Annotated in this window: 7 protein-coding genes and 1 pseudogene; 6 read left to right on the forward strand and 2 right to left on the reverse strand. The window is 69.4% G+C overall.

The window, feature by feature from the left end:
* Positions 1–42: 42 nt before the first annotated feature.
* Positions 43–906 carry an oxidoreductase gene (locus AC0OLQ_RS06850; RefSeq protein WP_484530649.1) on the forward strand — a complete coding sequence of 288 codons (864 nt, stop codon included), beginning with the start codon at positions 43–45 and terminating at the stop codon, positions 904–906.
* A 12-nt stretch (positions 907–918) separates the two neighbouring features.
* Here AC0OLQ_RS06850 and AC0OLQ_RS06855 read toward each other — a convergent pair whose 3' ends face one another.
* Positions 919–1845 carry an NAD-dependent epimerase/dehydratase family protein gene (locus AC0OLQ_RS06855; protein ID WP_484530650.1) on the reverse strand — a complete coding sequence of 309 codons (927 nt, stop codon included), beginning with the start codon at positions 1843–1845 and terminating at the stop codon, positions 919–921.
* A gap of 374 nt (positions 1846–2219) precedes the next feature.
* On the opposite strand from AC0OLQ_RS06855, the gene AC0OLQ_RS06860 reads away from it, so the two are divergent.
* On the forward strand, positions 2220–3110 hold the full coding sequence (locus AC0OLQ_RS06860; protein WP_484530651.1) for a DMT family transporter: 891 nt from the start codon (positions 2220–2222) through the stop codon (positions 3108–3110).
* A 596-nt stretch (positions 3111–3706) separates the two neighbouring features.
* Here the strand turns inward: AC0OLQ_RS06860 and AC0OLQ_RS06865 are convergent.
* Positions 3707–4255: pseudogene (locus AC0OLQ_RS06865) on the reverse strand (GNAT family N-acetyltransferase); the annotation flags it as partial.
* Positions 4256–4302: 47 nt separating this feature from the next.
* Here AC0OLQ_RS06865 and AC0OLQ_RS06870 point away from each other — a divergent pair.
* The 4 genes from AC0OLQ_RS06870 (at position 4303) to AC0OLQ_RS06885 (ending at position 14820) form a co-directional block, all read left to right on the forward strand.
* Entirely contained in the window at positions 4303–4890 is a 588-nt protein-coding gene (locus AC0OLQ_RS06870) for a TetR/AcrR family transcriptional regulator (protein ID WP_484530652.1), read from the forward strand.
* 193 nt (positions 4891–5083) lie between these two features.
* A complete protein-coding gene (locus AC0OLQ_RS06875) occupies positions 5084–5587 on the forward strand; it encodes a hypothetical protein (RefSeq protein ID WP_484530653.1) in 504 nt (167 codons plus the stop codon).
* A gap of 396 nt (positions 5588–5983) precedes the next feature.
* A complete protein-coding gene (locus AC0OLQ_RS06880; protein WP_484530654.1) occupies positions 5984–14347 on the forward strand; it encodes a DNRLRE domain-containing protein in 8364 nt (2787 codons plus the stop codon).
* A complete protein-coding gene (locus AC0OLQ_RS06885) occupies positions 14347–14820 on the forward strand; it encodes an SUKH-3 domain-containing protein (protein WP_484530655.1) in 474 nt (157 codons plus the stop codon). The genes AC0OLQ_RS06880 and AC0OLQ_RS06885 overlap by 1 nt, the downstream gene beginning before the upstream one ends.
* Positions 14821–14857: the final 37 nt, after the last annotated feature.

A 14857-nucleotide genomic window follows, 5' to 3' on the forward strand; every position in this document is an offset into this window, starting at 1 on the left:
CGGGAAACCCGCGGGTTTGCCACCACAGGGAGAGGAGGCCGCATGACGTCGACCAGCCTGCCCGGCGGCACGTTCCGCATGGGGGAGCTGACGGTCACCCGGATGGGGTACGGCGCGATGCAGTTGGCCGGCCCGCACGTCTTCGGTCCACCGGCCGACCGTGACGCTGCCATCGCCGTGCTGCGCGAGGCCGTCGACCTGGGCATCAACCACATCGACACCGCCGACTTCTACGGCCCGTACGTCACCAACGAGGTCATCCGGGAGGCCCTGCAACCGTACCCCGACGACCTGCACATCGTCACCAAGGTCGGGGCGCTGCGCGACGCCGAGGGCAACTGGCCGCAGGCCCTGGCCCCGGAGCAGCTGCGCCAGGCCGTACACGACAACCTGGACCGCCTCGGCCTCGACGTGATCGACGTGGTCAACCTGCGCGTCGGCGGCTTCGACCGGCCTACCCCCGGCACGATCGAAGAGCCGTTCACGGTCCTCGCCGAGCTGCAACAACAGGGGCTGATCAAGCACCTCGGGCTCAGCACCGTCAACGCCGAGCAGGTCGCCGAGGCGCAGTCCATCGCGCCGATCGTGTGCGTGCAGAACTTCTACAACATCGCCAACCGCGACGACGACCCCCTCGTCGGCTCCCTCGCCGCGCAGAATGTCGCCTACGTGCCCTACTTCCCGCTCGGCGGCTTCAGCCCGCTGCAGTCCGAGGAACTGCACGCCGTCGCCGCCCGCCTGGAGACCACCCCGATGGCGGTCGCGCTGGCGTGGCTGCTGCACCGGTCCCCGAACATCCTGCTCATCCCCGGCACCTCCTCGGTCGCGCACCTGCGCGAGAACGTCGCCGCCGCCGCGCTGGCCCTCCCCGACGACGCACTGACCGAACTGAACATCATCGACTGACGAGGCGGACGCTCAGCGGATCGCCCTCGCGACCAGCGGGATGCCCTCGCGGTAGGTCGGCACCGCCGGAGCCCAGCCCAGCTCGCGCTTGGCCTTGGCGTTGGAGACGCGCATCGAGGTGGTCATCATCGCGTGCGCGTAGGGAATGGGCCGCAGCATCCAGCTCGGCACCCGCCACGGCCGGCGCGCCCCGAACGCGGCCGCCAACGTGTCCAGGTAGTCGCCCCAGCGCACCGGCTCGTCGTCGACGATGTTGTACGCCTGCCCGGCCCGCCCCTTCTCCAGCGCGGCCACGGTCGCCGCAGCGGCGTCCTCCAGGTAGATGAAGTTGGCGAAACCGCCCCCGGAAGGCACCGGCAACCGGCGCTTGCGCACCAGGTTGACGATCATGCTGGTCATGCTGTCCTGCCCGTAGAAGAACCCGTAGCGCAGCGCGACGCCCTCCATCTCGTCGGCCGAGAACACCTGCTCCTCGGTGGAGCGGATCGCCGCCACCGCCTCGCCGAGCTTGCCGCCCACCGGCTCGGCGAACGGGTCGTCCTCGGTGAGCACGCGCGGGCCATGGTCGCGGTAGCCGTAGCCGAGCACGATCGACTGGGTGAGGAAGCGGTGGGCGCCGACCGCCCGGGCCGCCGCGAGAAGGTTGGCCGTGCCGGTGGTACGCAGGGCGTTCGTGCCTTGAAGCGCCTCGCCCATCTTCGTGGTGCCCAGCGCCGTCAACTCGTGGACGACCGCGTCGGCCCGCACGTCCCGTACGGCGGCGAGCAGGTTCTCGCGGTCCAGTACGTCGGCCACCACGGCCTCGGCGCCGGCGTTGCGCAGCCGCTCGGCGTTGGACCGGCTGCGGCTGATGCCGACGACCTGGTGGCCAGCGGCGATGAGTTGGCGGGTGAGGGGCGTACCGATGGCGCCCGAGGCGCCGGCGAACAGTACTCGCATGGCTTCGGTCCCTTCTGTAGGTCTCGCCTCTATGGACGGAGTGCCGGTCGGGCGTGTGATGACCTGGCGGTGTGTCGTCTCGCACAGCCGTCGTGGCCTCTGATGGCCCTGACCCATGAGATGCGTCGGCTCGGTGCCCCGCGAAAACGGGTTCGTGGCCTCCGGTGGCGGTGCGTAGGATCGGGTCATGGGCCGGACCTTCGACATCATCTCCCCGCCGCGCTCCTGAGCGGGGCGCCTCTGCTCATCGTGTCCAGCCGGTGTCGGCTGGACACGCGGTTCACCCAGCGCTGAGTCCGGCACGCCCCGCTTCCGCGACCCCCAATTCCTCTCGTCGCAGGAGCGATTCCCTCATGCTTGTCTCTGAACAACCGGTGGCTGCCGTCCGACGCTCCGCCACCGGCCTGTGGTCGCTTGTCCCCGCCGGCGTGCTGTGGGGCACCGGTGGCCCCACCGGCAGCCTCCTCGCCCACGAAACGGGGCTGTCACCGCTGGCGGTGGCGTCCTACCGGCTCGCCGTCGCCGGCATGCTCGTCATCGGCTGGCTCTGCTTGGCGCGAAAGCCGCTGCCCCGCCGCCGGGAAGCCTGGGCTCGGATGGCCGTGAACGCACTGCTCGCCGCGGTTTTCCAGGCCTGCTTCTTCGCCGCGGTGTCACTGACCAACGTCAGCCTCGCCACCCTGCTCACCATCGGCGCCTCGCCAGTCTTGGTCCTGTCCGCTGAACGGGTCACCGGACGGCGGCGGGTCAGCGGGTCGATGGTGGCCGCGGTGGCGCTGGCCGTGGCCGGTCTGGCCCTGCTCGTCGGCACGCCGGCCGGCGGCATCACCACCACCGGAGCGCTCACCGGGGGCGGACTCGCGTTGCTGTCGGCCGCCGGCTTCGCCGCGATGACATTGATCGGCACCCGGCCCGTCACCGGTCTCGACGATCTCACCGCCACCGGCGTGAGCTTCGCCCTCGGCGGGGCCGTGCTCGCCGCCGCGTCCACATTGACGTCCGGCATGAACTTCGTCCCGACCCCGACGTCCGTGGGGTTGCTGCTCCTACTGGGCGCCGTGCCCACCGCGATGGCGTACGCCCTGTACTTCCGCGGCCTGCGCACCGCCCCGGCCAGTACGGCAGCGCTGATCGCGCTGCTGGAACCGCTCGTCGCCACACTCCTGGCCACCCTGTTCCTCGGCGATCGCCTGAGCTCGGCCGGGCTCATCGGCGCTGGGCTGATCACCGCCGCCCTGGTGCTGAACACCCGCGGGCACCGGTGACAAAGAGGGGCCCGGGCAGGACCAACAGGACCTGCCCGGGCCCCGGTTGTCAGGACGCCGGCGCTTGCGCCAGAAGCAGCGATCCCCGGCGCTGCAGGGACCGTCGTGGCCGCGTTCAGTCCGGTTCAGGCACCTGCCATGGCCTGCCCGAGGGTCGGCTCGTCGTCCCAGGCCAGTGAGCTCAATTTCCAGCCCGACGGGGTCATGACGAACTGGGTCGTCTTCACGCCCCGGCCCTCGAACCACTCGCCGTTGAGGTAGCCCGACTTGCGGTACTCGCTGAACCGGTGGGCGATCGAGCCGTAGATCTCGGTGGTCTCCGAGGTCTCCCATTCCCGGAACTCGGTCAGCGTCCCGTCGGTGAGGATCTTCTCGCGAGGTTCGACGAACTGGCGCAGGTCGTAGATCACCGGGGTCGCGCCGACGGTGCTGATGATCATCCCTTCGGGGATGAACACGTCTTCGATCGCCTGGATATTCGGCTTGGTGCCGCCCGGGTTGGCGAAGGCGCCCAGGAAGGTGGCCATCAGGCCGTCGAGTTCGGCCTTCACCTCCGCGGACATGCTGCCCTTGCGCGCAAGGCCGGGTTGGCCGGCGCGGCGGGCCCGCCACTCGTCGGACAGCACGGACCAGATCTCGAGATCGATCCGTCCGCCTTCGCCGTCCGGGTAGACCTGACGCAGCGTTCCGTCGCGGCTCATTCCCAGCCGCTGCGCGACCGCGATGCTGCGCGCGTTGCGCGATTTGGTGCGCCACTCGACGCGAGCAATGCCGCGTTCCTCGACGGCCCAGTCGATGATCCGCTCCGCGGCGCGGGTGATCAGGCCGTGGCCCTGTGCGCCGGGCTCCAGCCAGCAGCCCGCTTCGCAGACACCCAGCGCGGTGTCGAAGGAGACGAACATGACGCCGCCGACCAGGCGGCCGTCCAGCCAGATGCCCCAGATGCCGCCGCTGTCCTGAGCCCGCTTGTCCGCGTAACGCCGCAGTACCGCGCGAGCCCCGCCGAGGTCGCGGGCGACGAACGCGGGCGAGACCCACGGCAGGATGTGCTCGCGCGCCCGGTCCAGGTGGTAGAGGAACTCCTCGGCGTGCCAGGCCTCCAGCGGGCGCAGCACGGCCGAGTCGGTGAGGGGCAACGCGAACATCACAGCCTCCGTACATAACAAACGTTTGGCATGTACGCTAACAGACCATGACCCCCGCACGCACCGACCATGACTCCCGCCGCCAGGACGTCTCGGAGGCGGTCTGGCAAGTCCTGGCCGAGCACGGCTTCGGCGGCCTCACCATGCGCGCCGTCGCGGCGGCCCTGGGCTCCTCGACCGGACTGGTCACCCACTACTTCGCGGGCAAGCGCGAGCTGATCGCCCACGCCCTCGACATTCTCGAGGTACGCACCGCGCAGCGCCCCCGGCAGACCGCTCCCGCACCCGGACTGGCGGCGCTGCGCACGCAGGTGCTCAACATCCTCCCGCTGACTCCCGATGCGGCGGCGATGAACCGGATCTGGGTCGGCTCCTGGGACGCCGCCCTGTCCGACCCCGACCTGTTCGCCGCCCAGACCCTTCGCTACGAACGCATCCGGGCAGGGCTGCGCACCTCCATCGAGGACGCCCAACGGCTGGGCGAGCTTCCCGACGGTGACTCGGGCCGGCTCGCGACGACCGTGCTGGCGTTCACCCACGGCCTGGTGGTTCAGGCGCTGTTCGACCCCGACCGGCTGCCGGCCGCGACACAGACCCGACTCGTCGACGACTTCCTCGCCGCGTTCACCCGCTGAACCGCGACGCCCTAGCAAAGAAAAGTTGACGCGGAACGAGGCCAGGCCCCGGGGGACGGGATCGCCAGGGGCGAGCGGTCAGGTCCAGGCGGCGGGACCGGTGTGGTTTGTCCACTGCGGCCCGCCGCGCGGGCGTAGGGTCGGTGCCGTGGTGGGGGCGGGGCGCCGGTACCGCTACGTCGGCCCGGCGGACGTGCAGGCGTCGGTCGCCGACGCCCCTGAGGGCCGGCCCATCCGATCGCCGGTCGACCTCGACACCTACCTGACGGCCGCGGATCCGCGCGACCGTGACGAGCCGTTCACCTACGTCATCGACCTCGGCGGTACGTTGCGGCTCGCGCCGAGACGCAGCGAGCATGTCGCCTGCGCCGGCGGTGGGGAGGTCCTCGGCGCGGGGGAGATCGCCTTCGCCGGCGAGCGGGGCGGCTGGGTTGTGACCGAGGTGAGCAACCAGTCCACCGGGTACTGCCCCGATCTGACCTCATGGGTGGCGGTGGCGGTCGCCCTCGACCGGGCGGCTATCGGCCGTCCGGAAGGCTTTACCGAGGCCGTCGTCTTCCGGCGCTGCCTTGACTGCGGCGAGCGCAACCTCGTCCGCGACGACGACTACATCTGCGTGCTCTGTGGTGCTGAGCTGCCGCAGGATGTGGAACCTCGGTTGACGGCCCAGCCGTCGACCGACCAGCGTTCGCGCTGAGAGGCGGCAACCCGACGCCGCGGACAGGAACGCTGCTCTGCTGTTGCCGCTGACGTGCGCGGCACTGCACCGACGCGCGCCGGCCGTGCAGCGGCTCGGCTGGGGCGGTCTGAGGTCAACGCGTGGCCGTGCGCGACCAACTGACAGCGGCCCGTAACACAATCGGCTCCCCGGCCGCTGTTGGTGACGAGGCCGCTCTGCGGCCCGTCGCCGTGCCCGGACCGCAATCGCGGAACGCAACGCGCCAATCGCACAGTGCTTAACTCAAGTATTTACATGCAACGATGAGGTCCCGTACGATCGCAGCGTTTGTCCACCTTGGTCATCGGGGGTTGATCAATGCGTGCGTCGCTGTCGGCATCCGTTCGTCATCTCTGGAACTCACTGATCCGGGCCTTGAGGCAGCGACGCGGCACCGGCCGCTACCGTCACAGGACCGCCGCGGTGCTGGTCTGCCTGCTCGTGCTGGCCCTGGTGCCGGCATCGTCGGTGGTCGCGCCCAACGGGAGCGCCAATCCCATCTCCTGGCTGGCCTCCGGCCTCACCGATCTGAAGGACCTGGTCAGCGGGAGCGGACCGAAGGAACGTCAGGGCGAGCTGCGGGCCGGCGCCGGCTGGGCGCCCCCGGGACGGGCGTTCCTGGTGGCACAGGAGAAGCCCAAACCGCCGGGCAAGCGCGTCAAGGAGATCACCCGGAGCCGCACCGCGACCCGGACGGTCTACCAGCTCGAGGACGGGCGGTTGCAGACCGAGCTGTCCAGCGTGCCCGTGCGCTACCGCGACCGGTCGGGAGCGTGGCGGGACATCGACAGCCGCCTCGTGCCCGTCCGGGACGGCGGCTACCGCTACGGCAATGACGCGACCGGGTTCTCGACCCGGTTCGGGGAGCGGTCCGACGCGCTGCTCAAGGTCCAGCTCGGGGATCGCTGGCTGACCGTCGGGGTGGCCGGGCCGGCACGGCAGGTCACGCCGACCGTCAAGGGCTCCACCGTCACGTACGCCGGTCTCTGGGCGGGCGCGGACTTGGTCTACGACGTCACCCCCAACGGGGTGAAGGAGTCGATCGTCCTCGCCACGGCCCCGGCCGCCGCGCCGTCGTACGACTTCACGCTGCGCACGGCCGGGCTGACCACGCGGACGCTGCCGGACGGGTCCGTCGGATTCTTCGCCACCGGAAAGGACGTCACCGGCCGGCCGGTCTTCACGTTCCCGAAGCCGTTCATGATCGACGCCAAGCGGGACCCGCGGTCACCCCACGGATACGCGTACTCCGACAAGGTGACCATGAGCTCCAGCGCGACCGGCACGATCAGCCTCAAGCCGGACCAGGCGTGGCTGGCGGCGAAGGACCGGCGGTACCCGGTCGTGCTGGACCCGACCATCACGGTGCAGCCGGACGTGGCGACCGCCAAGGACGCGATGATCGTCTCGTACGGGGCCACCAGCAACTACGAGGGCGACCCGCGGCTGGGCGTCGGCGTCGACCAGTGGGGGCGGGTGCGCAGCCTGCTGGCGTTCGACCTGGCCGGGGTGGTCCCGGCGGGGACCCCGGTGGACGCGGCGGACCTCTCCCTCTACTGGGACAACAACGTGCTGGCCGGCACCAGCGCCAGCACCCCGGTGGCGTTGGAGGCGCGCGCGGTCACCCAGGCGTGGACGCCGTCGACGGTGACCTGGAACTCGATCAACGCGGCGGCCGGGGACCTGGCCGGCACCGCCACCTACAACTCGAGCCAGACCAACTCGTGGACCAGCTTCCCGGTGACCGGCACGGTGCGGGAGTGGGTGGCCGGGACGCGGCCGAACTACGGGTTCATGCTCAAGGCCGCCAACGAGGCGCAGGTCGCCGGGGGGCCGATGTTCTGGGCCGGCGAGTTCCCGGTGGCGCCGGCCGGGGAGTGGCCGACCTACACCACCCGGACCGCGCCGAAGCTCACGCTCACCTTCGGGCTGCCGGCCGTGACCGTCTCCGACGTGCAGACCGTCCGCGCGACCGGCGCCGAGGTGTCCTGGTCGGCGTACGTGGACCCGTCCTCCGCCTCGGGCGACGACCTGGTGGAGTACCAGCTGCACCGTGGCGCCAGCGCCGACTTCGCGCCGTCCACGGCGAGCCTGGTGGCGCCGCTGCGCGGCGGCACCACCTCGTACGCCGACACCACCGCGACCCCGGACACCACGCTGTACTACCGGGTGGTCGTGGTCCGCAAGGACGGGCAGCGACCGGCCTCCCCGGCGGTCGCGGTGAAGACGCCTCCGGCGGGCTACGTCGACGCGATGCTCCCCACGGTGGCGGACACGACGCTGACGGCGTGCCAGTACACCCAGCCGCACGACCTGCTCAACGGGCGGCCGATGGTGGGTGTCGGGTACGTGCCCGGTGGCGCCGGCATCACCCGTGCCCTGCTGCGGTGGGACGTGTCCGCGATCCCGGCGACGGCGCGGATCACCCAGGCCGAGGGGCGCCTGTGGCGGACCATGTACAACGGCAACGCCGCGTACTTCGCCACCCATGCGGTGACCCGTGCGTGGGACGAGGCCACCGCCACCTGGCTGAACGCGTCCGGCAGCACGCGGTGGACGTACGCGGGTGGGGACGCCGTGTCCGCGCCGATCGACGTCATCGGGCTCGGGCCGACCCTCAACTCGGTGTGGGTCAACTTCAACCTGACCTCGCAGGTGCAGTCGTGGCGGGCGAATCCCGCCACCAACCACGGAATCCTGGTGCGGGTCACCCAGGAGCCGAACAAGGCCTGCGCGGGTAGCGGTGAGGGCGCGACCTTCGTGTCGTCCGAGGGCGCCGAGCCGTCGGTGCAGCCGCGGCTGCACGTCCGCTACACCGACACCACCGTCACCTACCACGCCGCCGCCACCCCGCCGCGGCTGAACCCGGGCGAGACGGTGACCGTGCCGGTGACCGTCACCAACACCACCGCCGAGACCTGGCCGGCCGCCTCCACCCGGCTGGGCTACTGGTGGAAGAACCCGGACGGGACGAACGCCAGCAGCGCGGACAACCAACTGCTGACCACGCTGCCGTCGGATCTCGCGGCCGGGCAGACCGTCACGGTCAACGCCCAGGTGAAGGCCCCCAGTCTGTCGGGCGCCGGCAACAAGGCCGAGGCGTACACCCTGGCCTGGGACATCTACGACACCAGCAGCAACAACTGGAAGTCCGCCTCCAGCCAGCTGCCGCAGCTGCCGCAGCAGATCCGGGTCGAGGACCCCACCAGCGACCTGCTGGGTCTGGAGAAGTTCTACGCCTACACCGGCAAGAGCACCGGCGCCGGCGGCACCCTCATGACCAACCTCTACGCCGGCAACACGGTGTGGTCGTACAACGCGTTCACCAACCCGTCGCGCGGGCCGCACACCTTCGTCCGGATGAACTACAACAGCCTGGACACCTCGGCGTCGTCGATGGGCTTCGGCTGGTCGCTGCAGACCTCGACGGTCCAGCGGCTGGGGTCCCAGCTGTCGTTCCACCCGCCGGGCCAGAAGTGGCCGACCCAGGTACGGGCGACCGACGGCGACGGCACGACCAACGTCTGGGTCCTCGACACCCACGGCCGCGACGTCAAGGACTGCACCCCGTCCACCTGTGACTACACCCACCCGCGCGGTGTGCACCTGTACCTGCAGCAGACCGGATCGGGCGACCCGATGCGCGCCTGGGTGTTCACCAAGCCGGACCGGACGCAGTTCTTCTTCGACGAGGACGGCTTCCAGTCGGCGATCGTGGACAAGAACGGCAACACCATGTCGTTCGTCTACGAGCGCCGCAAGTCCAACAACAAGCCGACCAAGTTCCTGCGGTACATCAGCGATGCCACCGGCCGGCGCACGCTGACGCTGGACTACTACGACAAGGGCGACAGCTACCGCTACATCGACGACGACACCTGGCAGGAGGTCGCCGCCGACAACCTCACCAACCCGTTCATCATCGACAACGTCAGGTCGATGACGGACACCGCCGGCCGGACCATCAGCTTCACGTACACCGGCAAGGGCCTGATGGCCAAGATGGTCGACGGCGTCGGCTCCGCGCAGCCCAAGGTCTTCGGCTTCCAGTACGACACCACCCAGGGCAACAAGAACGTCAAGCTGATCAAGGTCACCGACCCTCGTGGCCACGACACGACGCTGAGCTACTACACGGCGCCGGTCGACCCGCAGAACAAGTGGAAGCTGGCGGACCTGACCGACCGGGTCGACGGGATCACGCACTTCGACTACGTCGACCCCGACGGCCCGCAGGGCGGGAAGATCCACGCCACTGCCACCGACCCGCTCAAGCACGACACCCGGTTCGTCCTCGACGCGTACGGGCGGCCGGAGTCGGTCACCAACGCCAAGAACCAGAGCGTCACGGTCCAGTGGGACGGCGACCACAACGTCACCCGGCTGACCGACGCGAAGGGCGCTTACCAGACCTGGGACTTCGACCCGAAGACCGGCTACCCGCTGACCATCAAGTCGGCTGAGGCGAACAAGAACGGCTGGCCGGGCACCACGCTTAACTACACCACCAGCCTCAATGGGTACGTCGCCGACCTGACGGAGAAGTCGTCGTCGGAGGGTCGCACCTGGCGGTTCGGCTACGACATCAAGGGCAACCTGCGTACCGTCACCGACCCGCTGGGCACCGCCACGTCCGACCCGGCGGACTACACCACCAGCTACGACTACGACAACGCCGGCCAGATGACCCGGGTGACCGACGCGAACGGCCACGCCACCGACAACAGCCGCTTCGACGCCAACGGGTACCCGCAGACCATCACCGACGCGAAGCAGAACGCCACGACCTTCGTCTACGACGCGCGGGGGCGGGTCACCGAGGTGACCGACGCGCTGGGTAACAAGACCACCCAGGCGTACGACATCTTCGGCCGGCCGCTCGAGCAGACCGTCCCGAAGGACCAGGACAACGGGGAACTGATCACCACGCCCGCGCCGGTGTACGACGCGAACGACAACGTGCTGAAGGCGTTCGCGCCGAACGGCGCGGTGAGCGAGGCGGTGTTCGACGAGGGCGACCGGGTCGAATACAACCTCGCCCCGAAGGACGAGCCGAACGACCCGGAGCGGAAGACGTCCTTCACCTACGACCTGGTCGGCAACCGGCTGACGGTCACCGAACCGAAGGGCAACCTCAGCCCGACGGCGGGGGACTACACCATCACCAACACGTACAACGAGATCTACCAACTGGTGACGGTGACCACGGCCACCGGCGAGAAGATCACCTCGAGTTACGACGAGGTCGGCAACCTCACCATGGTGGTGGACCCACGGAAGAACGCGACCGCGGACCCGGACGACTTCACCGAGAAGCGCGACTATGACCTGGACCACCGGGTCACCACCGTCACCGACGCGGCCGGTCACACCACGTCGACCGAGTACGACCGGGACGGGCTGGCGGTCGCGACGATCGACGAGGAGGGAAACCGCTCGACCGTCGGATACAACAAGCGCGGCGACGTGGTCGAGCAGAAGGTGCCGTACAAGAACGACAACGGCTCCATCGTCCACAACACCACGCAGTTCCACTACGACCAGGTCGGCAACCGCACCAAGGTGGTCACGCCGCGCGGGACGGCGACCCTGGCGGCCGACGACTTCACCTACCAGACCGTCTACGACGAGCTGAACCGGGTGAAGGAGGAGTGGACCGCCTACGACCCGAACGACTCCCGGTACAACAAGCCGGATAAGACCATCTACGAGTACGACGCGGTGGGCCGGCTGGCGACGGTGTCGGCTCCGCCGTCCAGCGGGGAGTCGGTCCGCAACGACACCCACTACACCTACTGGGACAACGGCTGGACGAAGTCGTCCACCGACCCGTGGGACATCGTCACCTCCTACGACTACAACGTCCTGGGGCAGCAGACCGAGAACAAGCTGACCTCAGCCGGCGGGTCGGTGTCCCGGACCATGCGGTGGGAGTTCTACCCCAGCGGCAACCTGAAGGCCCGCAGCGACGAGGGCGTGCCGGTCGGCCAGCAGGTCGTGCTGGTGGACAACTCCGACTTCAACAACGCCGACAAGGCCGGCACCTGGGCGGTGGCCACCACCGGCTCCTTCCAGGGATACGACTACCAGACGAGCGGGGCGGGAACCGGGGCCGACACCTTCACCTGGAACCTTGTCATCCCCCAGGACGGCGACTACGACGTCTACGTCCGCTACCCGTCCGTGACCGGGGCGGCGTCCAACGCCCCGTTCAAGGTCGACCACGCCGGCGGCCCGGCGAGCAAGACGGTCGACCAGACCAGCGGAGCCGGCACCTGGGTGAGCCTCGGCCGGTACGCCTTCACCGCCGACGGCGCCAACCAGAAGATCACCCTGAGCGACAACGCGAACGGCACGGTGGTGGCCGACGCGGTCAAGCTGGTCCGCGACAACTCCGCCGACGTGGACGACGAGGAGAAGAACTTCACCTACCGGTACGACCCGAACGGCAACCTCGTCGAGGTCGGCGACCAGGACCCCGACGCCCAGGTGGACAGCTACCTGACCACCTACGACGCGCTGAACCGGGTGTCCGCGGTGGAGGAGAAGGACGGCAGCACCGTCCGGAACACCACGTCCTTCACCTACGACGAGAACGCCAACGTCGCCACCCGCACGCACGACGCCACCTGGTCGAAGTTCGACTACGACGTGCGGGATCTGCTGAGCACGGTCACCAACGCCGCCTCGGCGTCGGCCACCGACAAGCGCGTCACCACGTACGCCTACACGCCGCGCGGTCAGCTGGACCACCAGGTCAAGCCGAACGGCAACACCGTCGACTTCACCTACTACCTGAACGGTTCCCTGCAGCACCAGGTGGAGAAGCGGTCCGGAGGCGGGGTCGTCGCCGAGCACACCCTCGAGTACACGGCCAATGGTAATCCGGCCCGGGACGTCGCCCGGCTGATGAACGCCGACAACAGCTCGGCGTACGTGGACAACACCTACACCTTCACCTACGACCCCCAGGACCGGATCGCTCGGCTCGACAAGACCGGGGCCAACCCCACCGTCGAGACGTACGTCCACGACGCCAACAGCAACGTCATCACGCAGACGGTCAAGGACGTCACCACCAACCACAACTACGACCGCAACCGGCTGATGACGTCCACCGCCGTAGGTGGGCTGACCTCGAAGTACAACTACGACCCGCTGGGCCGGTTGGACACCGTCTCCAGCGGCGGGCAGGTCACCGAGAAGTACCGCTACGACGGGTTCGACCGGATCGCCGAGCTCCGCTCCGGGGCCGGGACCGCCGCGAAGACCACCCGGTACGTCTACGACCCGTTCGACCGCACCACCTCCCAGACCACCAACGCCGGCGGGACGGGTGAGAAGACCACCACCTTCACCTACCTGGGCACGTCCGGTGACGTGCTGTACGAGGAGGTCGCGGACAAGGTCACCAAGTCCTACGAGTACTCGGCCTGGGGACAGAAGCTCACCCAGTTGAAGAAGAAGGACGACGGCAGCACCGAGATCTCGCACTACACCTATCACCCGAAGGGTGATGTGGAGGCAATCACCAAGCACGAGGACGGCACCACCCGTGCCACCTACGGCTACACCGCCTACGGAGACAACGACGACACCAAGTTCACCGGCGCCGACAAGCCCGACGCGCAGAATCCGGACGCCGAGCCGTACAACTCGTACCGGTTCAACGGCCACCGCTGGGACCAGGCCTCGGGCACGTACGACATGGGGTTCCGCAACTACGACCCGGGCCTGAACCGCTTCCTCAGCCGGGACATGTACAACGGGGCCCTCGACGACCTGACCTTGGCGGTCGACCCGTTCAGCGGCAGCCGGTACGCCTTCGCCGGCGGAAACCCGATCTCCAACGTCGAGCTTGACGGACACGGGTTCTTCGACTCGGTGAAGAGCTTCGCCTCGGGCGTGGTCGACCACATCAAGGAAGACCCGCTGCAGTTCGTCGGCGAGGTCGCGATCGGCGCTGCGGCGGCGATCGCGGTGGGCGCCGTCTGCGCCACCGGCGTCGGCTGCGTGATCCTGGCCGGCGCGGCAGCCGGGGCGGCGGCCGGTGCCTACGGCTACGGCGTCGACACCGCGCAGGGTGAGCACTCCTGGGACTGGGGCGACTTCGGCAAGACCGTGCTGGTCGACGGCTTGATCGGTGGCGCCACGGCCGGGCTGCTCCACGGCGGTGGCAAGCTCCTCCGGGCGGGCCTGAACAAGGCCCGGGGCGGCAGTGCCCCCAAACCGTCGACCGCCGCTCCCAAGGAAGGGGCACCCAGCTCCCCGGCCACGCCACACGCGGGAACCCCGGAACCCACCGCCGCCCCCGCGAAGCCCGCTCCCGCCCCGGCGAAGCCGGCCGCGGCTCCGGCCAAGCCGAAGTCGCTGGCGGAACACGCGGACAGCCTGCGCGGGCCCAACAAGGCGTCGACCCCGCGGGTGGCGTCGGAGTACACCTCACGGTCGGGTCAGACGTACTACGGGCGCAGCGGACACGGACTCCCGATTCCCGGGCCACTCCGCGCGATCATGGAGAAGATCGCACCGCTGAGCAACCGGCACGGCGCGTGCGGCGAGGTCCACTGCCTCATCCAGGCGTTCAACCAGGAGGGGGTGAGCGGGATCTACGGTGGCACCATGCGATCGGTCCGGGTACGTTCCCAGCAATCCGGGGGCGACGCACACGGCACCCCGATCGACCCGTGTCCCGACTACTGCACCCCACTCCTGGGAAGGCTGGGTATCAAGTTCTGATGGCACAGGATTTCACCAGCCGGTTGCCCGCAGCCGCAGTGCAGGCGCTGCGGGCGGCCGGCTGGGCCCCTGACCGCTCGGTCGACGTTCGCGGCTGGCACGAGATCCTCGGAGCCGAGGGTTTCGTCCTGCATCCACTGGCCCGGCAGGTGCTCGGGAACTTCGGTGGCCTCCGCGTGACGCCGCCCGTCGCGGTCGGGGCCTTCCGGAACAGTGACGTCCTCTTCGAGCCCGAGCTCGCCGGCAGCGGGATGTTCGACATCGCCGTGGAGCTGAAGAAGATGTTCGGGCAGGACTTCTACCCGATCGCCGAGTGGATCACCAACAGCACGGTCTTCCTCGGTTCGGCCGGGATGGTCGTGGATGATCACGACGTGGAAGTGCTGCACGTCGCGGACAGCTTCGCGGACGCCTTACGGGTCATGCTCCTCGCCGACCGTGAGCCACCGGTGCTGCACACCTACAGCCACTGATCCCCGTGCCGTCCGCGTGAGGTCCTTTCGACCTCGC

The organism is Micromonospora sp. Utrum1 (assembly GCF_057197805.1).